Genomic DNA, 20,746 nt, shown 5'->3' on the forward strand with positions numbered 1-20,746 from the left:
CGCGGTGGGCCGTCGCTGACGGCCGGCGTGCCGTACCCGGGCGTGTGGAACTCGGTGTAGGTGGTCGGCGGCTCGGGCTTCTCGTGCGCCGGCGAGTCGTGCTGCTGCTCCTCGGCGGGCTGCTCGGCGAACCATGTTGTCGGCTCGTCCTTTTCAGGATCGTTTTCCCGACCGTGGCGGCCTTCAGGGCTGTGCGACGGGACCTCCTGCTCCCGGCCCTGCGTCGCCCTCGTCCCTCGGTCTCCTGGACCGGTCAGGGTCTCCTGCTCCCGGCCCTGCGTCGCCCTCGTCCCTCGGTCTCCTGGACCGGTCGGTAGATCAGACAACACTTCTCCTTCGAATAAGTCAGCTCACCCCGGCGTAGGAGTGCAGACCCACGGTCACCAGGTTGATGAAGAACAGGTTGAACACCATCGCCACGAAGCCGACGATGTTGATCCAGGCCGCCTTACGGTCGCGCCACCCGGCCGTCGAGCGGGCGTGCAGGTAGGCGGCGTAAACCACCCACGCGATGAACGACACCGTCTCCTTGGGGTCCCAACCCCAGTAGCGGCCCCATGCCTCCTCGGCCCAGATGGCACCGAAGATCACGCCGAAACCGAACACCGGGAACGCGAAGATGGTGGTGCGGTAGGCGATTCGATCCAGGGTCTGCGCGTCGGGAAGGCGCTGCACCACACGTGCCACCGCCCCGTCGCCATTACCGAATCGTGACATTTTCAGCAGGAACAGGATGCTGGCCACACCGGCGATCAGGAACACCCCGGAGCCCAGGCTGACCACCGACACGTGGATGGGCAGCCAGTACGACTGCAACGCGGGCATGACCGGGGCGGCGTGGCTGTAGAGCCACTTGCCGGACACCGTGAGCAGGATCAGCACCGGCACCAACACGAACACCCACAGCGACCGGTACTGCGGTTTGCGCAGCACCACCACCGAGCCGATCAGCCCGCACAGGCAGGTCAGGTTGATGAACTCGTACATGTTGCCCCACGGCACGCGTGAGGTGGACAGCCCGCGCAGCACGATGCAGGCCAGCAGCGCGGCGATACCGACGTACACCAGCGCGATACCCGTGCGGCCGATGCGTTCGTCGACGGGCCGCCGCGGAGTGTCGGCCACCAGGCCCGGGCGGTCGCTGTCGACCGCGACCGATCCGTTGTGTGAACCGGCCATCACCAGTTCGCGTTCGGTGACCTTGCGGCTGCGGCTGTAGGCCAGCTCGACGGCCAGCAACAGCAGCGCGACCACCAACACCACGACCGACGACGTGAAAGCCCAGTCCGAATACCGGGCCAGCCCGATGTCGACGGCATCTGAGTTCATCGAACCTTCTCTCTAGACGGGGCCGGTGACGCGTCGGTGGAGGCCAACAGTCGCTCCGTCAACTTCTCGAACTCGTCTCCCCAGCCGGAGTTGTCGGTCCGCGCCAAGCCGCCGAGCTCGACGTTCACGGTACCGTTTGCGCTGGCTGGGGCAATCCGCACCCAGATCCGGCGCCGGCGGATGATCAGCGACACCATCAGCCCGCCCATCATGGCCAGCGAGAACACCAGCACCCAGATCTGACCTGGGTCGTGTGAGACCTGCAGGTTGACGAACGGGGTGGCCCCGTCGAACCGGACCGTGGTGCCGTCCTGCAGCCGGACCTCTTCCCCGGCGCGCAGGTTCACCCGTTCCTCCCGGGTCAGCCGGCCCTGGTCGATCAGCTGCGGATCGAGGTCCCAGATCGACTGCGGGCGGCCGCTGTCCAGGCCGGCGTCACCACGGTAGATGTCGACGGCGACCGCGGGGTCGTTGAGCTCCGGCCAGCTGGACGACAGCAACGTCCCGTCGAGCTGAGCGGTGGGCGCGAACAGCCCCTGGATGGCGATCTGCTGGTTGCGTCGCTCATCAGGGTCCGGGTACATACCCGCGGGCGGATCGATGCGCACCGCACCGGAGGACAGGAACGTGGTCTGGTCCTCGGGGCGCCACTGGATGGTCTGGCTGCGGGTCTGCCCATCCGGGAACGTGACAGTGAAGCTCGGCGCGAAACCGCGGCCCTGCAGATACACCCGGTCGCCGCCGACCCGCAGCGGATGGTTGACCTCCAGCCGGTACGGCTGCCAGGTGTCGGTGGTCAGGTCCTCGCCGTACTGGTATTCGATATCGGCGGCAAACGAGGTGGCCTGCCCGTTGGACAGGTACTTCGCCTCGAAGTCGTTGACGCGCACACACATCGGGTTCAGTGAGGTGCCGTCGACGGTGTTGCCCGCGCGAAACGAATCGAAGGCCGCCGGTGAGGCCGAGCAGAATCCCGGGCCGCCGGTGATCACGATGACATTGCCCTCGTAGCTGAACAGCTTGCCCGCCGCGACCGCAACCAGGATCCCCAGAAGGGAGAAGTGGAACACCAGGTTGCCGAACTCGCGCAGGTAGCCCTTCTCGGCGGAGATCTCGGTGATCTGGCCGGTTTCGTCTTTCCGTATGGTCTTGCGCCAGCCTCGCAGCCGTCCGGCGATCTTCTCGGCCAGCTGATCGGGCTCGGCTTCGACCGTCGCCTCGTGATGCTTCGGCAGCCGGGCCAGGTTGCGGGGCGCGGGCACCGGGACGGCCCGCAGGCTACGGGCGTGTTCGACCATCCGCGGGGTCAGGCAGCCCACCAACGAGATGAACAGCAGCACGTAGATGGCGGTGAACCAGAAGCTGGAGAACACGTCGAAGAACTGGAAGCGGTCCAGCCACGGCCCGATGGTCGGATGCTCGGCCAGGTATTCGTCGACCTTGCCGGCATTGAGGCTGCGCTGCGGCACCAGCGCGCCGGGCACCGCGGCCAGCGCGAGCAGGAACAGCAGCACCAGCGCTGTGCCCATCGAGGTGAGCGCCCGCCAGGTGTTGCGAATCAGGGCGAGGAGCCTTCTCAAATCGGCAGCCTCACGTCACTGACGAAAGCGTCGCGCACATAGGACACGAAGTCGCTCCACAGTCCGGTGACCAGCGCCAGGCCGACGAGGATCATCAGCACTCCCCCGATGATCTGGATGGTGCGGGTGTTGCGGCGCAGCCAGCCGAGCCCGCCCACGGCCCACGACGACCCGAACGCCAGGATGATGAACGGCACCCCGAGGCCCAGGCAGTAGGCGATCACCAGCGTCACGCCGCGCGCCACGCTCGCGCCGTCGGTGGCGGAGGCCACCGTGATGACCCCGGCCAGCGTCGGGCCCAGGCACGGCGTCCAGCCCAGCCCGAACACCGCACCCAGCAGCGGTGCGCCCGCCACCGACGACACCTGCCGCGGGGTGAACTTCGCCTGCCGCTGCAGCGCGGGGATGAAGCCGATGAACGCCAGGCCCATGATGATGGTCAGCACACCACCGACCTGTTGCAGCACAACCTGATTGGTGATCAGTGTGGTGGTCATGCCGAGCACGGCGACGGTGCCCAGGATGAACACGGCGGTGAACCCGGCCACGAACAGGACCGCCGACCCGGCGATGCGGACCTTCGAGACGGTCTTGACGGTGCCCCGGTCATCGACGCCGACGACGGCCGCGAGGTAGGACAGATAGCCCGGCACCAGCGGCACCACACACGGCGACGCGAAGGACACCAGCCCGGCCAGCACACATGCGCCGAGCGCCAGCAGCAGCGGCCCGGTGGCGGCGAGTTCGGTGAAACCGGTCATTGTGTCGAGCCTTCTACACCCTCTTCGGCGGCCAGCCGTTCGACCACCGGTTGCAGGTCCTCGGCCAGCAGCTCGCGCAGGAACACCGCGGCCACCCGATGCTCGCGGTCCAGCACGATGGTCGACGGGATGACCGTGGTCGGGTACTTGCCGCCGAAGGCGATCATGGTCCGCATCGCCGGGTCGTAGATCGACGGGAACGTGATGTTGCGGTCTTTGATGAAGTCGACGGGAGCGTCTCGGTTGTTGTCACGCACGTCGATACCGAGAAACGCCACGCCGCTGGCTTTGGTGGCGTCGTAAACCTGCTGCAACTGGGTGATCTCGGTGCGGCAGGGGGCACACCACTGGCCCCACACGTTGATGACGACGACGTCGCCGGCGAAATCCTCCAACGACAGGGTGGTGTCGGGATCCATCAGATCCGGGCCGCTCAACGGGCCGGGGGTGCCCCGGTCGGCGGGCGGGTCGTAGAAGATGTCGGTCTGCCCGCCCGGCGCGACGAACTCGAAGGTGCCGCCCTGAGCCACGGCGTCGTCACCGGTCGAGCATCCGGTGAGTGCGAGCAGCAGCACGCACCCCAGGATCACCAACCGACGCATCACAGGTGTCCAGCCGGCTCCGCGTAACCCCAGCCGATCAGCTGGTCACCGTCGAACTCGAACGACGTCAGCGACGCCAGGTTGCACATCCGGGCGCCCTTGGTGGGCAGGTGGGCCAGCCGCTTGCCCGTCATCGCCCGCCGCAACGTCTCGACGGGTAACTGGTGGCTGACGCACACCGCCTCGTGGCCTTCGGCTTTGACCCGCGCCCGGTGCACGGCCGCGATCATGCGCGGGGCGACCTCCTTGTACGGCTCCCCCCACGACGGCTTGAGCGGGTTGCGCAGTTTCGGCCAGTTGCGGGGATCGCGCAGCGCACCGTCACCCGGGGCCACCCGTTGTCCCTCGAAGATGTTCCACGACTCGATGAGATCGGCGTCGGTGTCGATGTCCAACCCGTGCCGCGCCGCGGTCGCGGCGGCGGTTTCCTGCGCACGCTCCAGCGGCGAGGCCACCACGTAGGTGATGTCGCGGTCGGCCAGCCAGTCCGCGACCGCTCTGGCCTGCTCGCGGCCCCGGTCGGACAGGTGGTAGTCCGGCAGCCGGCCGTAGAGCAGTTTGTCCGGGTTGTGCACCTCGCCGTGGCGCATCACGTACACCCGTGTCTTCACGCGTCGGGGCCCTCCGCTGTCGCCGCGGCGCGGGCGGCGTTCGGCAACGCCGCCGCGATGTGCTCGAACGCGTCGTCATCGAGAGCGGCTGATACGAACCAGGTTTCGTACGCGCTGCACGGCGGATAGACACCGGCGTCGAGCAGCGCGTGGAAGAACGGCGGGAAACGCCAGGTCTGGGTGGCCCTGGCGCCGGCGAAGTCGGTAACCGGCGCGTCGGTGAAGAAGACACTGAGCATGTTGCCGGCGCGCTGGATGACGTGGGGCACAGACTCTTTGGACAACGCCTCGGACAGCAGGGCATCGAGGCGGTCGGCGTTGGCGTCCAGCCTTGCGTAGGCGGCGTCGTCGGCGTTGCGCAGCGTCGCCAGCCCTGCGGCCATGGCCACCGGGTTACCGGAGAGGGTGCCGGCCTGATAGACCGGGCCCAGCGGCGCCAGCCGCTCCATCACCTCGGCGCGACCACCGAACGCGGCGGCCGGCAGGCCACCGCTCATCACCTTGCCGAAGGTGAACAAATCGGCATCCACGGGGTCGACGCCGTACCAACCGCTGCGGCTGACGCGGAAGCCGGTCATCACCTCGTCGAGGATCAGCAGCGCGCCGTGCTCGGCGGTGATACGCCGCAGTGCCGCGTTGTACCCGGGCCCGGGCGGCACGGTGCCCATGTTGCCGGGGCTGGCCTCGCTGATCACCGCGGCGATCTGGTCACCGAAGTCCTTGAAGGTCTGCTCGACGGCGGCGACGTTGTTGTAGGGCAGCACGATGGTGTCGGCGGCCTGCGCTCCGGTGACCCCCGGCGACGACGGCAGTCCCAGGGTGGCGACACCGGAGCCGGCGTCGGCGAGCAGCGCGTCGACGTGGCCGTGATAGCAGCCGGAGAACTTGACGATCTTGGGCCGGCCGGTGAAACCGCGGGCCAGCCGGACCGCACTCATGGTGGCTTCGGTGCCGGAGTTGACCAGCCGGACCTTCTGCACCGGCGCGACGCGGCTGATGATCTCGTGCGCCAGTTCCGACTCGCACGGAGTGGGCGCCCCGAAGGACAGGCCGTGCTGTGCGGCGTTGGTCACGGCTTCGACGATGGCCGGATGCGCATGCCCCAGGATCATCGGGCCCCACGAGCACACCAGGTCGACGTAGCGGTTGTCGTCGGCGTCGGTGAGCCAGTAGCCCTGGCCTTTGACCAGGAAGCGGGGGGTGCCGCCGACCGAGTTGAACGCTCGGACCGGCGAATTCACGCCGCCGGGGATCACCGCGGAGGCATCGGAGAAGAGCTTGGCGGACCGCTCGGTACTGGTCTTGGTACTGCTCACGACCACCAGTGTCCCAGTTCGGACCAAATCGTCCACTACAGGGTGTAGTTGACTGGTCCGACGCATTCACCGAAACGGTGACGCAGACCACACTGCCGGGGCAACACTGAACCATGCGCGTCGCGCTGACATTGGCGTCAGTGATCGCGCTGATCTGCGCCTGCGCCACGGCACCCCAGCCGGCCACGGCCTGGCGAGGCTGCGGTGACCACCTGGAGTGCGCCACGGTGACCGTGCCGGTGGACTGGGCGCGACCCGATGGGCCGACGCTGGAGCTGGCAGTGGCCCGCTACCCCGCCGCCCACCACCGGCAGGGCACCGTGTTCTTCAATCCCGGCGGCCCCGGCCTGTCCGGCGTCGACGCCCTGCGGGAGCGCGGCGCCCAGTTGTCGGCCCTGGTGGGCGGCCGGTTCGACATCGTGAGTTGGGATGTGCGGGGCAGCGGCGGGAGTTCCCCGATCTCCTGTGCCGACGGCGAGTCCACGCCGCTCGACTACGGGACGGGCCCGCTGCCGGCCGACTTCGCCGCCCGGTGTGGTGCATTCCACGGCGAACTGCTGGCACATCTGAGCACTGCGGCCACCGCCCGCGATCTGGACCGCTTGCGGGTGCTGTCGGGCGAATCCCGGGTGTCGTTCTACGGCGAGGGTTACGGCAGCTTCCTCGGGCAGACCTACGCCAACCTGTTCCCGCAACGGGTTCGGGCCATGGTTCTCGACGGCATCGTCGACCCGGTGGCCTACACCGCCGGCGCCGAGGAACGGGTGGCCAACACCTTGTCCGATGCGGCCCGGGTGTTCGACGAGTTCGCGCGGCTGTGCCGCCGGGCGCACGGCTGCCCGCTCGAAGACGCGAACGAGACGCTGGCCGGTGTCCTCGAGGCGGTGACGTCGACGCCGCTGGGCCTGCTCACCTACGAAGCAGCGCTGGTGGCGCTGCACAGTTACCTCGGCACCCCCGCCCGGTGGCCGGAGATGGCCGCCGCCCTGGCTGCCGCCGCGGACGGCGACGGGTCCGCGCTGGCACAGCAGGCCCGACGGCTACGCCCCGGCCTGGCGGCATCGATCCCGCCGGCGGCCGGCATCGGGTGCGCCGACAGCCCCGCCCAGGTGTCGCGGTCGACGTCGCCGGCGCGGCTGAGTCTGTTCACCGCGATGAGCCCGGTGGACGGGCCGCTGGCGACGTGGTGGTCCTGGATGCCGTGCGCGTCCTGGCCGGTGCACGGCGCTGAGGTCTACACCGGCCCCTGGAGCACCCGCACCGAGACCCCGATCCTGGTGATCGGCACCACGGCAGATCCCGTCACCCCGTACCGCAACGCGCGAACCGTCAGCGCGCTGCTCGGCAACGCGGTGTTGTTGACCCACACCGGTTACGGCCACCCGAGCGCCGCCGATCCCAGCGACTGCACAACGGCCGCGGTACGCGAATACCTGGTGTTGCTGCGCGCACCGCGCGACGGCACGGTGTGCCCGTCGAACCACCAGCCGTTCGACCCGGATTTCGGCCGGTGAGGTCAGGGGGTGGCCAGGAACCGGTGCCGCATCAGCCGCGCCACCACGCCGTCGGGCATGGGAATGCTGCCGCGCGCCAGCTCGACGGGCACCGGTGGCAGATCGCCGTGCACGTCCCGGTGCAGCCGCTCCATCTCGGTGTCCAACCGGGCCGCGGTCACGGCGGCCTCTTCCAGGCTCCGGGAGATCTCGGCGGGCACCTCACCATCGAACTTGTAATAGATCTTGTGCTCGAGGCTGGCCCAGAAATCCATGGCGACCGTACGTAGCTGCACCTCCACCGGGACGGTGACAGCGCCGGTGGACAAGAACACCGGCACTTCGACGATCAGGTGCAGGCTGCGGTAGCCGTTCGGTTTGGGCTGGCGCACATAGTCTTTGACCTGCAACACGGTGACGTCGTCTTGACGGGTCAACGCTTCGGACACTCGGTAGACGTCTGAGGTGAAGGAGCAGGTGACGCGCACACCGGCGATGTCAGTGATCTTTTCGCGGATGGTCTCGAAGCGCGGCTCGCAGTTCTTGCGCTGGATCTTGTCCAGCACGCTCTCCGGTGTCTTGAGCCGACTGGTGACGTGCTCGATGGGGTTGTACTGCTGCAGGTGCTGGAATTCCTGTTGCAGGATGCCCACTTTGGTGGCGATCTCCTCCATGCCGAACTTGTAGGAGAACATGAAGCGCGAGAACTCGTCGCGGAGCTTCTGGAATTCTTCGAGATCCCACATCGGTTCGGCGTCGATTACCTCGCTCATGCCACCAGCATGCCGGTTGAGGCTGTCAGCCCTGTTCAGAGCTGTCGGCCCTTGCCCGGTCAGACGTGCGCAGCCGATGATGACCCCATGCAACTGCCGCAGTGGCTGGCCGAGTTCAACCGGTACGTCACCAACCCGATCCAGCGGCTCTGGGCGGGATATCTGCCGATGATGGGCATCCTCGAGCACGTCGGCCGCACGTCGGGCCGCACCTTCCGTACGCCGCTGATCGTGTTCCCGACCCAGGAGGGCGTGGCGATCCATCTGACCTACGGGCCGGACCGGGACTGGCTGAAGAATCTCAGGGCCGCCGACGGCCGGCTGCAGCGGCACGGCCGGACGTTTGTGGTGACTGACCCACGGGTGGTGCCCAAATCGGAAGCCACACAGCAGGTCACCGGAGTCGCGCGGCTGTTGTTCGGGCGACTGCCGTTCGACCAGAGCGTTCTGCTGCGCAGGCTCTGATGCGGTTCGCCGATGCTCGCGCCCGGTTCAACCGTCGGGTGGTCAACCGGGTGGTGCGCCCCCTGTCGGGTCGGGTGGCGCTGTGGTCGCTGGTGGAACACGTCGGTCGGCGCAGCGGCACGGTCTACCGCACTCCGGTGTCGGCGTTGCGCACACCCGACGGCTTCGCGGTGCTACTGCCCTACGGCGAGAACCGCGACTGGGTGCGCAATCTTGTTGCTGCCGGTGCGGGACGAATCATCGTGGGTGGACATACTTTTCAGGTGCGGTCTCCGCGGATCGTCTCAACCGCGGATGTCGTGCCGCTGCTGTCGCCGCCGTGGCGGACGGTGGTCACCCGGCTGTGCACACCGTCGGCGCTGCTTCTCAGCCGGGTGTGAGCGGCGGCGCGGTACTGGTCCGGATCACGAACCTCTCCGACGCGGCCGATCTGGTCACGCGCGCCAGGTGAGCAGCTCCCCCGCGCCCTGCGTCATCACCGTGCCCTGCATGAGGCGCAGCCGCGTCGGGGTCAGCTTCCAGCCGGCGAACGCGTCCGACGTCGGCCCGTCACGCCAGGGTTCGATGATCGCGGGGTCGTAGCCGACCGGCTCGGGTCCGGTCTTGAAACGCTCCCAGAGCGCGATGCGTTCGTCGTCGTCGAAGATCCAATCCACCGTACATTCGGCGCTACAGGTGTCGTGCGACGGCGACCAGTAGTTGATCGAGATCTCGGGGTGGGCGGCGATGTGCGCCTTCTTGATCGGGGTGGGAGCGGTGGCGATCCAGCCCGTCAGCTGCGCGCCGTCCCACTCCCAGATGGGGTGCAGGACGCGGCTGCGGGGCCGACCGTCGGCGTCGACGGTGGCCACCGACGCCCAGACGATGGTGTGAGCCATGTCGACGAAGGCAGGGGCTACTTGATCCAGTGACGTCATGGGCTCAAAGTTAACTGCCTAGACCGATACGGTGCGAAGCATTTCCGGCAGGCTCGGCAAGAAATGCACGGTGGCGAAGTCCCGCAGATCGTCGGCGGTGTCCAGCGGCCGCGCACCCGGCAGCAACAAGGCCATCATTGCGTACCGCAGAATCGCGTCGGCCAGGTCGTTGACCACCGCGGGCCCCATCCGCTGCACCAACGCGGCAGGGAAGATCACCTCGAGCGCGGTGGCGATCCGCAGTACCGCCGCTCCATAGTGCTCGCGGGCCAGCTCCAGCGCCAGGGCCGGGTCGTCGCCGATCAGCTGGTTGAGCACCCGGTGGTTACGGAACTTCAGGATGGCCGAGGTGAACGCTTCGACATAGTAGTTCGACTGCGGCCCTTGGTTTTTGAGTTCATCGGCGATGTCGGCGCACAGGGCGACGTTCTCGCGGTCGATCACCGCGGCCACCAGCTCGTCGCGGTTGGCGAAGCGGCGGTAGATGGTGGTGCGGCTGACCTTGGCGCGTTTGGCGACGTCGTCCAGGGCAACCCGACGAAAGCCGTGCCGGTCGAACTCTGCGACGGCGGCGTCGAGGATCCTGGTGGTAACCGGGTCGTCGGCGACGGTGATCATGCGCTCTCTCGGGAGAACCCGGCGGCGGCGATTCCGTTGTAGCGCACTGAGATCGGAAGCTGGTCCCACAGCCAGTTGACCGGACGCGAGCGCCAGAACGCCGCGAAACGCTGATAGCGCTTCTCCTGCTTGGCGTTCCAGGGGAGGTTGAGGGTGGCGCGGGCCTGCGGCGGCATTCCGCCAGTGGTGAGGAACGCGGCCAGCGGGTTGAACACGCGCCTGAGCACCGCCCACGCGGCGGGATGCATACCCTTGGGTTTCGGGAAGCCCTTGGTGACGTAGCCGACACTGTAGGTGGCCGACGGGTGGGCGGTCACCACGTCGTCCAGCATGCGCTGCCAGTACTTTTCGAAGTCGGCGTAGGTGGCGGGCATCGGCCGGTCACTGACTCCGTAGCGCCGGTACCAGGTCTTGGACTCCAGGTACATCTGCTCCTTCTCGGCGTCGGTCAGCCGCTTGACGAAGGTGTCGGCGAAGTAGAAGACCTGATCCAGGAAGGTGGCGTGCGCCCAGAAGTAAGTGTCGGGATCCAGTGCGTGGTAGCGCCGCCCCTGCTCGCCCGGCATCTCGCCTTTGATGTCGTGGTGGAAGTCGCGGACCTGCGGGCCGGCGTTGTCGTCCTCGGAGCCGTACACGGTCCGAAAGATCGGCGGCAGCGACCGTTTGATGCGCGCCGCGGTGTCGGCGAAGAACACCGAATGGTCCTGCACACCCTGGCCGAGTTCGGCGAGCATCAACTGCAGGACGCCGGGGCGCGGGCCGATGAGGAACATCCGGTTGTCGCCGAAGTAGCGCCAGATGAGCGAGTCGGCGCCCAGCGGCAACGCGTCGGTCTCGGCAGGGCGGTCCGCGAGTTCAGTCACTGCAACAGTGTTACAGATTCTGCACTTTGTTCCAACTCGGGGTTCCCACTCGGGGTTCCCACTCGGGGTCGCCGAGCGCACGCATTTGTACGCGACACGCCGCGTGGGGCGGTACAGACACGCGCGCTCGGCCTTGAGTGGGGTCAGGTGAAACGGCGCAGGCGCAGGCTGTTGCCCACCACCAACACCGACGACGCCGCCATGGCCGCCCCGGCGATCATCGGATTCAGCAGCCCCAACGCCGCCAGCGGAATGGCCGCGGTGTTGTAGGCGAACGCCCAGAACAGGTTCACCCGGATGGTGCGCAGGGTGCGCGAGGCCAACCGCAGCGCCGTCGGCACAGTCCGCAGGTCACCGCGGACCAGCGTGACGTCACCGGCCTCGATCGCCGCGTCGGTGCCGGTACCCATCGCCATCCCGATGTCGGCGGTGGCCAGGGCCACCGAGTCGTTGACACCATCGCCGACCATCGCCACTTTCGCGCCGTCGGCCTGCAGGCGCTTGACGGCCTCGGCTTTCTCGGTGGGCAGCACGCCGGCGATGACGTTCTCGGGCGCGATACCGATCTCGCCGGCGACCGTGCGCGCGACGGTGGCGTTGTCGCCCGTCAGCAGTACCGGGGTGATGCCCATGGCCTTGAGCTCGGCGATGGCCTCAGCGCTGCTGGGCTTCACCACATCCGCCAGGCGGATGGTGCCGCGGACGCGACGATCCCACACCACCTCCACGCCGGTCCCCGGCGCCGCCGCAGCCGGTGCCAGCAGGTCCAGCCCGGCGATCGAGCCCTCCCTCTTCACGCTCACCCGAACGCCGTCGACCACACCGGCGACACCGATGCCGGGCTGGTTGGCGAAGTCGGTGACCCCGGGGATGTCGAAACCGCGCTCCCGTGCGGCCGCGACGATGGCGGCGGCCACCGGATGTTCGGAGGCCGCCTCGACGGCTGCGGCGAGCCGCAACACCTCGTCGGCGTCCTCACCCGGGCGAGCTTCGACGGCGCTGACGGTCATCCGGCCGCTGGTCACCGTGCCGGTCTTGTCCAGCACCACGGTGGTGATACCGGTGACGGTTTCGAGCACCTGCGGATCTTTGATCAGCACGCCGAGCTGGGCGCCCCGGCCGGTGCCGACCAGGATGGCCGTGGGTGTGGCCAAACCGAGCGCGCACGGGCAGGCGATGATCAGCACGGCCACCGCGGCGGTGAAGGCGGTGGACGGTGCGGCGCCGGCGAGCAGCCAGCCGGCGACGGTCAGTGCGGCGATCACCAGGACCGCGGGGACGAAGACCGCCGACACCCGGTCGGCGAGGCGCTGAATGGACGCCTTGCCGTTCTGCGCGTCGGTGACCAGCCGGCCCATCCGGGCCAGTTGCGTGTCGGCGCCGACCTTGGTGGCCCGTACCCGGATACGGCCGTAGGTGTTGACGGAACCGCCGAGCACCGACGACCCTGCCCTCACATCGACGGGCACGGATTCGCCCGTCATCGCCGAGGTGTCCAGAGCGGAATCGCCGTCGACCACGTCACCGTCGGTGGCCACCCGCTCCCCCGGCCGGACCACGAAGACGTCGCCCACCTGCAGCTCCGACACCGGGATCTGCACCTCGGCGCCGTCGCGCACCACCACCGCGTCTTTTGCGCCCAGTGACAGCAGCGCCCGCAGCGCCGATCCCGCCGAGCGTTTGGCCCGTGCCTCGGCGTTGCGACCCGCCAGCAGGAACACCGTGACGGCCGCGGCGACCTCGAAATAAACGTGTGCGTGGAAGTGCGGTCCCGGGTTGGTGACGACGGCGAACGTCGACCACAGGAAGGCGGCCAGCGTGCCGAGGGAGACCAGGGTGTCCATGGTCGAGGCGCCGTGGCGAGTCGCACGAACCGCGGCGCGATGGAACGGGAAGCCGCCCCACACCACGATCGGGGTGGTCAGCGCCAGCACCACCCACTGCCAGCCCGTGAACTGCCATGCCATCACCATCGACAGCACGACCACCGGGACCGCCAGCACCGCCGAGCCGATGAGCCGGGGGCGCAGATCGGTTTCCCCGGTCTCCTGCACCGGCGCGTCATCGCCGGGGGCACGAACAGCGGAGGCCTGATACCCGGTGGCTTCGACGGCCTTGATGAGCTGACCGACCGTGACGGCGGGATCGTGCTCGACGTGGGCGCGTTCGACGGCCAGGTTGACGCTGGCGCGCACACCGTCGAGGTCGTTGAGGCCACGTTCGACGCGCGCCGCGCAGGACGCACACGTCATCCCGCGCAGATCGAGATCGGTTGCGACAGTCACCGGTGCGTTGGCCATGCCGCCATAGTACCCCTAGGGGGTATGGGTTTGTGACCTCCGCCAGCGAGCTACTCCGACCACGGCCAGGATGCCGGCGACCGTGACCAACAACAACGCCAGGACCAGTGGTGGAGCGTGCCACGCCACCGAGGTGGTGGCCGGCTCCCCCTCGGTGATGGGCGCGACGGCTACGACTGCACGCACATTGGCCGCGCTGATCACGGCTCCCACAACAGCCACCGCCGCCAGGACCACCTCGACGATGGCGCGACGCCGCGCCGTCATGCGTGCTCGCGGCGGCGCTCGACCAGCTCGGTCAACGCCGCCCGCAACTCGGAGTGCCCGCGCGCCCAGGCCTGCGCGGTGCGTCCACCGGTGAGCTTCAACCCGATTCCGGTGCGCCCGCGCGGCACGCCGGTGAGTTCACCGAGCGCCCGCGACGACTGCCACTTCTCCACCACCGCGGCATCGTCGCGGGGCGGGGCCTTGGTGGGTTCGTCCGGGATCTCCGCGGGATCCAGGCCCGCTTTTTTCATCGCGCGGTTGGCCAGCGCATTGTTTCGGCCCGAACTCTTGGCGGCGGTCCTGTTCAGCCGGCGGTCGTCGTAATAGCTGCGCATCGTGTTCGTGGGGGCGGGATAGACGGCGACGATCTCGTCGACCCCGATGGTCTGCATGCCCTGCCGCAACGACGTCTCCGTCAGTTCGACCGAGGTGTGGATGCGGGCAGCTTTGATCTGCACCGCGATGAAGCCGGACACCAGCACCAGGAATGCCAACGGAACGATCCACTGCACGCCGACCCCACTGGTGATCTGAATGGCCAGCATGGCCAACGCGGCGCCCGGGCCCGCCAGCACCCAGTACCAGCTGGCACCGTTCTCGGAGAACAGGATGTCCTCGTCAGCCATGCGCGGCGTCCTGTTCGTTGAACCAGGCGATGGCCGGTGGCCGAATGAGCGCCACGGTGCCGAAGAGAATCGGCAACACCGCCACCAGCGCCAGCAGATGAACGATCTTGATCAGCACCGCGACGCCGACGACGAGCACTGTGATGGCGACGGCGAAGGCAATGGTGGCGCGACGGAACCGTGGATCGCCTTTGCGGGTCTTGCCGGCCAGGAAGCCCAGGGCGGCGCCGACGACGATGGAGAAGATCCCGATGCTGCGCTGGAAGGTCAGGTAGCTCCGCAGCTTGTCGTCGCTGATACCGGCGTCCGCGACGGACCGGGCGGTCTCGAAGTTCAGCGTTGTCGCCATCAATCCGTTCACCACCAGGAGGACGGCGCCTGCGATGAGCAGCCAGAATGCGATGTCCACCACGCGCGGTCGTGGAGTGGCCGGAGTCGAGGTCATGGTCGCGCCAGCTTACGCCCGGCGATCGATCGCCCGAGGGACGAGGGCGTGAGGAGCGGGCACTTCAGCCACGCCCGGCGATTGACCGCCCGTGTTTCGCGCACATATATGTGCACAGCTACGTCCGACCGGCGTGTCGCGTCGTAAACCACATATGTGTCGCGGACCGCCCGGCACATATATGTCCCCAGCTACGCCTGACCGGCGTGTCGCGCCGTAAACCACATATATGTCGTGGAAGGCGACGCCGACGCCGACAGCGGGCGGAGACTCAGCGAGTGAAGAAGGCGTTGGCTTCCTTGCGGTGCAGCAGCACGATCCCGCCGCCGATCAGCACCGCACCGACGATGCCGCTGACGGCGAAGATCACCGCGGCCACCGCGGGCCGTCCGGTGGCGAACAGGCCGAAGCCCATCGAGACGATCGCGGCCATGCCACCGGCGGTCAACACCGTCCGCGTCCACCGATAGCCGGACCGCATGAGGATCAGGAACGTCACCACCAGCGAGTCCGCCACGACGAGGAACAGCAGCGAGATCCCGATGGCCAGCGGCACCCGGCCTTCGGCGGACAACACGTCGGCGATGTAGTTGATGGTCATCAGCGGCACGGCGATCACCCAGAGCCAGAAACCGGTGTCGACGTCTGCGGGACGCTCCGGCTTGGGCTTGGGCTTGGGCTCAGGCGAGGGCGGCTGGTGATACTGCGGTGCGGGAAAGCTCACGCCAACCAACCTGCCACGTCGGCGGCCCAGTAGGTCAGCACGATGTCTGCGCCCGCGCGCCGGATACCGACGAGCGACTCCAGTGCCGAGGCCTGCAGATCGATCCACCCGTTGGCCGCGGCGGCGCTGATCATCGCGTACTCACCGGAGATCTGATAGGCGGCCACCGGCACCGGCGAGATGTCGGCACACGCGCGCACCACGTCCAGATACGACATCGCCGGCTTGACCATCACCATGTCGGCACCCTCGGCGAGGTCGAGTTCGATCTCCCGCAACGCTTCCCGCGCGTTACCGCTGTCCTGTTGGTAGGTACGGCGATCACCTTGGAGGCTGGAACCGACCGCCTCGCGGAACGGCCCGTAGAACGCCGAGGCGAACTTGGCCGCGTACGCCAGGATCGCCACATCGGTGTGCCCGGCAGCGTCCAGTCCGTCGCGGATCTCGGCCACCTGACCGTCCATCATGCCGCTCGGCGCCACCACGTGTGCGCCCGATTGTGCTTGCGCCACAGCCAGTTTGATGTACTGCTGATTGGTGGCGTCATTGTCCACCCGGCCGCGGTCGTCGAGCACACCGCAGTGACCGTGGTCGGTGAACTCGTCCAGGCAGGTGTCGGCCATGATCACGGTGTCCTCACCGAGATCTTTGACCAGGTCACGCAACGCCACGTTGAGGATGCCGTCGGCCTCGATGCCGATGGACCCGCGCGCGTCCTTGTCCTCGTCGCGGGGCACACCGAAGAGCATCAGCCCGCCCACCCCGGCGGCCACCGCATCGGCAGCCGCCCGGCGCAAAGAGTCTCGGGTGTGCTGCACGACACCCGGCATGGACGAGATCTGTCGCGGTTCGTCGATACCGTCGGCCACGAACATCGGCAGCACCAGATGCCTTGGCTCCAAGGAGGTTTCGGCCACCAACCGGCGCATGGCCGGCGTCGACCGCAACCTGCGTGGACGTTGACGCATACCTAGCGGCTTACCGTCACCGACGACGGCTCTTCTTACGCGGCGGAGGCAACGCACCCTCGGCACGCAGCCGGGCGGCGTGCTCGGCGAGCGCCTCGACCAGCGGACCGACGGCGGCCGTCTCCGGCTGCACGTCCACCCGCAGACCGAATTCGGCTGCCGTCTCGGCGGTTTTCGGGCCGATGCACGCAACGATGGTGCGCGCGTGCGGCTTTCCGGCGATGCCGACGAGATTGCGCACCGTCGAGCTGGAGGTGAAGCACACCGCGTCGAACCCACCGGTCTTGATCATCTCGCGGGTCTGCGCCGGCGGCGGAGCCGCACGCACCGTGCGGTAGGCCGTCACGTCCTCGATCTCCCAACCGCGGTCACGCAGCCCCTCGGCCAGCGTCTCGGTGGCGATGTCGGCACGCGGCAGCAACACCCGGTTCACCGGGTCGAAAACGTCGTCGTACGGCGGGAACTCGTCGAGCAGGCCCAGCGAGGACTGCTCACCCGACGGCACCAGCTCGGGGCTGATACCGAAGGCACGCACCCGGTCGGCGGTCGCCTCACCCACGCAGGCGATCTTCACACCGGAGAACGCACGGGCGTCGAGCCCGAACTCACCGAACTTCTCCCACACGGCGCGCACCGCGTTGGTGGAGGTGAACACCACCCACTGGTAGCGGCCGTCGACCAGACCCTTGACGGCGCGTTCCATCTGGGCGGGGCTGCGCGGCGGCTCGACGGCGATGGTGGGCACCTCAATGGGCAGCGCGCCATGGCTGACCAGACGGTCACTCATCTCGCCGGCCTGATCCTTGGTGCGCGGCACCAGCACGGTCCAGCCGTAGAGAGCCCGGCTCTCCCACCAGTTCAGCTTGGCGCGGTGCGAGACGGTCTTGCCGATGGTGACCACCAGCGGTCCGGTCAGCGGGCCCGCGGGCTCGCTGGCGCCGATGGCGGCGCGATCGGTCAGCTCATGCAGGGTGGCCTCCACACTGCGCTGTGCACAGGTAGTGCCCTGGGCGGTGACCACACAGGGGGTGCTCTCGACCAGTCCGTGTTCGATCAGCGTGCGCGCCGAATCGGCGAGATGCTGCGGTGTGGCGTGCAGGATCAGGGGGCCCGGTGCGGCGGCCAGCGCGGCCCAGTCGACGTCACCGCGCACGTCGGCCACGGTGTGCGCCGAACCCAGGGGCAGGCCGGCGTAGGTGGGCACCGCGGTCGCGGCGGGCAGGCCAGGCACGATCTCGAAGGACAGGTTGGTCTTGGCGACGGCGTTGACCTCGGCGAGCACCGAGTCCAGCGACAACGGGTCACCGGCCACCAGGCGCACCACGTCGACGCCGGTCACCCGGGCCTCGTGCGCCAGGGTCTTGGCCACCTCGGCGGGATCACCGAGCGCCGGACGGATGTCCGGGCCCAGGTTCACCACCGGCGGGGCGATCTCCTCGGCGACGACGCCATCGGCCCCGGCCTGCGGCCCGGTGTCGTCGCCGCCCTTGGTGGCCTTGGTGTCCTTCTCCGGCGCCGGCGCCGGACCGGAGGCCGGTGGCAGCTCGGAACCGGCCAGTGCCAATACTGGTTCGGGTACGTCGGGATCGGTGAACACCAGTGCGGCGTTCACCAAGACGGTGCGCGCCCGCGTCGTCAGTAGGCCCGGATCCCCCGGTCCCGAACCGACGAACAGGATGCGTCCCGGCTTCGGCTTACGGCCTCGACCACTAGATAGGGAGGTCATGTGTGACTCCTGCTCTCATCGCGTGTCCGAAATGAGTTCACGCGCTCCCAGCTCGAACAACTCCGTAGCCACCGCGAGCCCTAGCTCGTCGGCGCCTGCGGGAGTCCCGATGCCGGACGCACGAATCACGTCGGATCCGTCCACCGCCGCCACGCAGCCGCGCAGCGACAGTTCGTCGAAAACGTGCCCGTCCTCATCGATCGACTCGACCACCTCGGCAATCGCGCCTACCGGTGCGGAGCAGCCCGCCTCCAGCTTGGCGAGCAAGGTTCGCTCTGCGGTGACCGCAATCCGGGTGTCCGCGTCATCCAAAACGGCCAACGCTTTTTCCAGATCGGTGTCGCCGGCACGGCACTCAACGGCCAGTGCCCCCTGAGCCGGTGCCGGCAACATCTGTACCGGCTCCAACGTCTCGGTGACCGCGTCGAGGCGTCCGATACGGGCCAACCCCGCTCGGGCTACCACGATGGCGTCGAGATCTCCGCTGCTTACCCTGTTCAACCTGGTATCTAGGTTGCCTCTTAGGGGGCGGATTTCCAAACCGAGACCCAGTGCTCTAAGCTGCGCGGCCCGCCGCAGGCTCGAGGTGCCGATCACCGAACCGGCCGGCAACTCCCCCAGCACCAGCCCGTCGCGGGCCACCAACGCGTCGCGGGCGTCCGCACGCGGCGGAATGGCCGCGATGACGAACCGGGGGTCCTGCGCCGTCGGCAAATCCTTATAGGAGTGCACGGCCATGTCCACCTCTCCCGAGGCGATGGCTTCGCGGAGGGCAGCTGTGAAAACACCCACCCCGATCTCGGCGATAGGGGCCGACGAACGGTCGCCATCGGTGGAGATGATGACGAGTTCGGCCGCGTGCCCGGCGGCGATGAGAGCGTCTCTGATGGTGCCCGCCTGCGTCGTCGCGAGCAGGCTGCCACGGGTACCGATGCGAATCACGGGTGTCGGAAGCCTTGTAATTATCCGGCTGCCTCGGGTTGTGGACCTTCGTAATCGGTTGGCACCAAAGGCAATTCACCCGCAGTGGCAACTGCGTCAACGGCGGTCGGGTCGAGTTCGAACAGTTCACGAAGCGCTTCGGCGTAGCTGTCGCCGCCGGGCGCGCTGGCCAGCTGCTTCACCCGGACGGTCGGCGCGTGCAACAGCTTGTCGACCACTCGGCGCACCGTGTTGGCCACCTCGTCACGGTGAACGGTGTCCAGCCCGGGCAGCCGGTTGTCCAGGCGCAGCAACTCCGCTTCCACCACGTCGGCGGCCCGCTGCCGCAGCGCGGTGACGGTGGGCGTGACCTCGGACATGCGCTGGCCGGCCAGGTAGGTGGCAACCTCGGTGGCCACGATCTGACGAGCGGCGTCGGCGTCGGACGCTGCCGCACGTGCCGACGGCTCCCGCTGGATCCGGTCCATGTCGACCACCCAGACCCCGGGCAGTCCGACCACGGCGGCGTCCACATCGCGGGGCATACCGAGATCGCAGATGACCAGTTGCCGGTTGTCGCCGTCAGCGCGGTGGGCCAGGGCGTGGTGGACGTCGGCCAGCGACACCACCGGGCGCACCGCGCCGGTGCTGGTGATCACCACATCGACGTCGACCAGGGCGACGGCCACCTCGTCCAGGCCGTGAGCGTGGGCGTCCACCCCCTGCTCCCGGAGGTTCTCGGCGAGACGCTCGGCGCGCTGCATCGACCTGTTGAGTACGCGGACCCGGCCGATGCCGGCACGCACCAGATGTGCGGCGGACAGCGCACCCATGGAACCGGCGCCGATCACGGCCGCGGTGCGGCCGACGAGGCTGTCCAGACGGGTCTCGGCCATACCGAGCGCGACCGACACCACCGAGGCACCGGCGGCGTCGATGCCGGTCTCGCTGTGCACCCGCTTGCCGACCGACAGTGCCCGCTGCGACAACTCGTGCAGCGTGCGGCCGACGGTGTGGTTGGCCTCGGCGGAGGCGTAGGCGCGCCGCACCTGGCCGAGCACCTGCTGCTCGCCGATGACGGCGGAATCCAGCCCGGAGGCCACCGAGAACAGGTGCTCGACGGCAGCCTCGGCGTAACGCACGTAGGCGTACTTGGTGAGATCACCCATCGACATACCGGAGTGCTCCGAGAGCACCTGCCCGATCACCGACAAGCCGCCGTGGAACGCCTCGACCACGGCGTAGACCTCGACCCGGTTGCAGGTCGAGAGCACCATCGCCTCGGTCACCAACGGTGACTGCAACACCTGATCGATGATCTTGGCCTGATCGGCTTCGTCGGTCGACAATTGCTCCAGAACGGAGACCGGTGCACTGCGGTGCGACACTCCGAACAGCAGGACGCTCACAGACACGCCACCAATCGAGCGATCACCCAGCA

At 68.3% G+C, this 20,746-nt stretch carries 21 protein-coding genes and 2 pseudogenes; 3 read left to right on the forward strand and 20 right to left on the reverse strand.

Annotation, left to right across the window (positions count from 1 at the left end; genetic code table 11):
• Nucleotides 1-345 precede the first annotated feature (345 nt).
• The 6 genes from ccsB to hemL are packed head-to-tail and all read right to left on the reverse strand — an operon-like array spanning nucleotide 346 to nucleotide 6,199.
• Nucleotides 346-1,329: a c-type cytochrome biogenesis protein CcsB gene (gene ccsB, locus AC3A6P_RS11700; RefSeq protein ID WP_487691653.1), complete on the reverse strand. Its 984-nt coding sequence runs from the start codon at nucleotides 1,327-1,329 to the stop codon at nucleotides 346-348.
• Complete coding sequence (gene resB, locus AC3A6P_RS11705) at nucleotides 1,326-2,858, reverse strand: cytochrome c biogenesis protein ResB (RefSeq protein ID WP_487691954.1); 1,533 nt, start codon at nucleotides 2,856-2,858, stop codon at nucleotides 1,326-1,328. The genes ccsB and resB overlap by 4 nt, the downstream gene beginning before the upstream one ends.
• A 47-nt stretch (nucleotides 2,859-2,905) precedes the next feature.
• Nucleotides 2,906-3,670 (reverse strand): cytochrome c biogenesis CcdA family protein, encoded by a 765-nt coding sequence (locus tag AC3A6P_RS11710; RefSeq protein WP_487691654.1) that lies wholly within the window; start codon nucleotides 3,668-3,670, stop codon nucleotides 2,906-2,908.
• Nucleotides 3,667-4,272, reverse strand: a complete 606-nt coding sequence (locus tag AC3A6P_RS11715; protein ID WP_487691656.1) for a TlpA disulfide reductase family protein — start codon at nucleotides 4,270-4,272, stop codon at nucleotides 3,667-3,669. Before AC3A6P_RS11715 ends, AC3A6P_RS11710 begins: the two co-directional genes overlap by 4 nt.
• On the reverse strand, nucleotides 4,272-4,862 hold the full coding sequence (locus AC3A6P_RS11720; protein ID WP_487691955.1) for a histidine phosphatase family protein: 591 nt from the start codon (nucleotides 4,860-4,862) through the stop codon (nucleotides 4,272-4,274). The genes AC3A6P_RS11715 and AC3A6P_RS11720 overlap by 1 nt, the downstream gene beginning before the upstream one ends.
• 17 nt (nucleotides 4,863-4,879) lie before the next feature.
• Nucleotides 4,880-6,199, reverse strand: coding sequence for a glutamate-1-semialdehyde 2,1-aminomutase (hemL, locus tag AC3A6P_RS11725; protein ID WP_487691657.1), 1,320 nt, complete (start codon nucleotides 6,197-6,199; stop codon nucleotides 4,880-4,882).
• Between the two features lie 113 nt (nucleotides 6,200-6,312).
• Between hemL and AC3A6P_RS11730 the strand changes: the two genes are divergently transcribed.
• The gene (locus tag AC3A6P_RS11730) at nucleotides 6,313-7,713 is read left to right on the forward strand and encodes an alpha/beta hydrolase (protein ID WP_487691658.1); all 1,401 of its coding nucleotides are present in this window, start codon (nucleotides 6,313-6,315) and stop codon (nucleotides 7,711-7,713) included.
• Between the two features lie 2 nt (nucleotides 7,714-7,715).
• On the opposite strand, the gene AC3A6P_RS11735 is transcribed toward AC3A6P_RS11730, so the two are convergent.
• Complete coding sequence (locus AC3A6P_RS11735) at nucleotides 7,716-8,465, reverse strand: GTP pyrophosphokinase (RefSeq protein WP_487691659.1); 750 nt, start codon at nucleotides 8,463-8,465, stop codon at nucleotides 7,716-7,718.
• A gap of 87 nt (nucleotides 8,466-8,552) precedes the next feature.
• On the opposite strand from AC3A6P_RS11735, the gene AC3A6P_RS11740 reads away from it, so the two are divergent.
• Both AC3A6P_RS11740 and AC3A6P_RS11745 read left to right on the forward strand, forming a co-directional pair.
• Nucleotides 8,553-8,930: a nitroreductase family deazaflavin-dependent oxidoreductase gene (locus AC3A6P_RS11740; protein ID WP_487691660.1), complete on the forward strand. Its 378-nt coding sequence runs from the start codon at nucleotides 8,553-8,555 to the stop codon at nucleotides 8,928-8,930.
• Nucleotides 8,930-9,310, forward strand: a complete 381-nt coding sequence (locus AC3A6P_RS11745; RefSeq protein WP_487691661.1) for a nitroreductase family deazaflavin-dependent oxidoreductase — start codon at nucleotides 8,930-8,932, stop codon at nucleotides 9,308-9,310. The genes AC3A6P_RS11740 and AC3A6P_RS11745 overlap by 1 nt, the downstream gene beginning before the upstream one ends.
• Nucleotides 9,311-9,364: 54 nt before the next feature.
• On the opposite strand, the gene AC3A6P_RS11750 is transcribed toward AC3A6P_RS11745, so the two are convergent.
• From AC3A6P_RS11750 to AC3A6P_RS11810, 13 genes and pseudogenes are all read right to left on the reverse strand, one after another.
• The gene (locus AC3A6P_RS11750; RefSeq protein ID WP_487691662.1) at nucleotides 9,365-9,847 is read right to left on the reverse strand and encodes a pyridoxamine 5'-phosphate oxidase family protein; all 483 of its coding nucleotides are present in this window, start codon (nucleotides 9,845-9,847) and stop codon (nucleotides 9,365-9,367) included.
• A gap of 18 nt (nucleotides 9,848-9,865) precedes the next feature.
• On the reverse strand, nucleotides 9,866-10,465 hold the full coding sequence (locus tag AC3A6P_RS11755; RefSeq protein ID WP_487691663.1) for a TetR/AcrR family transcriptional regulator: 600 nt from the start codon (nucleotides 10,463-10,465) through the stop codon (nucleotides 9,866-9,868).
• Nucleotides 10,462-11,328, reverse strand: a complete 867-nt coding sequence (locus AC3A6P_RS11760; protein ID WP_487691664.1) for an oxygenase MpaB family protein — start codon at nucleotides 11,326-11,328, stop codon at nucleotides 10,462-10,464. The genes AC3A6P_RS11755 and AC3A6P_RS11760 overlap by 4 nt, the downstream gene beginning before the upstream one ends.
• Before the next feature lie 143 nt (nucleotides 11,329-11,471).
• A pseudogene (locus AC3A6P_RS11765) lies at nucleotides 11,472-13,358 on the reverse strand (copper-translocating P-type ATPase); the annotation flags it as partial.
• Between the two features lie 53 nt (nucleotides 13,359-13,411).
• Nucleotides 13,412-13,628 (reverse strand): annotated as a pseudogene (locus tag AC3A6P_RS11770) (heavy-metal-associated domain-containing protein); the annotation flags it as partial.
• A gap of 15 nt (nucleotides 13,629-13,643) precedes the next feature.
• Complete coding sequence (locus tag AC3A6P_RS11775) at nucleotides 13,644-13,895, reverse strand: hypothetical protein (RefSeq protein ID WP_487691666.1); 252 nt, start codon at nucleotides 13,893-13,895, stop codon at nucleotides 13,644-13,646.
• Nucleotides 13,892-14,521, reverse strand: a complete 630-nt coding sequence (locus AC3A6P_RS11780; RefSeq protein ID WP_487691667.1) for a DUF3093 domain-containing protein — start codon at nucleotides 14,519-14,521, stop codon at nucleotides 13,892-13,894. Before AC3A6P_RS11780 ends, AC3A6P_RS11775 begins: the two co-directional genes overlap by 4 nt.
• Nucleotides 14,514-14,966, reverse strand: a complete 453-nt coding sequence (locus AC3A6P_RS11785) for a hypothetical protein (protein WP_487691668.1) — start codon at nucleotides 14,964-14,966, stop codon at nucleotides 14,514-14,516. Before AC3A6P_RS11785 ends, AC3A6P_RS11780 begins: the two co-directional genes overlap by 8 nt.
• Before the next feature lie 271 nt (nucleotides 14,967-15,237).
• Nucleotides 15,238-15,690 (reverse strand): hypothetical protein, encoded by a 453-nt coding sequence (locus tag AC3A6P_RS11790; protein WP_487691669.1) that lies wholly within the window; start codon nucleotides 15,688-15,690, stop codon nucleotides 15,238-15,240.
• A complete protein-coding gene (hemB, locus tag AC3A6P_RS11795; protein ID WP_487691670.1) occupies nucleotides 15,687-16,658 on the reverse strand; it encodes a porphobilinogen synthase in 972 nt (323 codons plus the stop codon). Before hemB ends, AC3A6P_RS11790 begins: the two co-directional genes overlap by 4 nt.
• A 16-nt stretch (nucleotides 16,659-16,674) precedes the next feature.
• Nucleotides 16,675-18,384 carry a bifunctional uroporphyrinogen-III C-methyltransferase/uroporphyrinogen-III synthase gene (locus AC3A6P_RS11800; RefSeq protein WP_487691671.1) on the reverse strand — a complete coding sequence of 570 codons (1,710 nt, stop codon included), beginning with the start codon at nucleotides 18,382-18,384 and terminating at the stop codon, nucleotides 16,675-16,677.
• 15 nt (nucleotides 18,385-18,399) lie between these two features.
• Entirely contained in the window at nucleotides 18,400-19,326 is a 927-nt protein-coding gene (gene hemC, locus AC3A6P_RS11805; RefSeq protein ID WP_487691672.1) for a hydroxymethylbilane synthase, read from the reverse strand.
• Between the two features lie 20 nt (nucleotides 19,327-19,346).
• Entirely contained in the window at nucleotides 19,347-20,714 is a 1,368-nt protein-coding gene (locus tag AC3A6P_RS11810; protein ID WP_487691673.1) for a glutamyl-tRNA reductase, read from the reverse strand.
• Between the last annotated feature and the right edge of the window lie 32 nt (nucleotides 20,715-20,746).

Source organism: Mycobacterium sp. Soil_C_30, assembly GCF_057656995.1.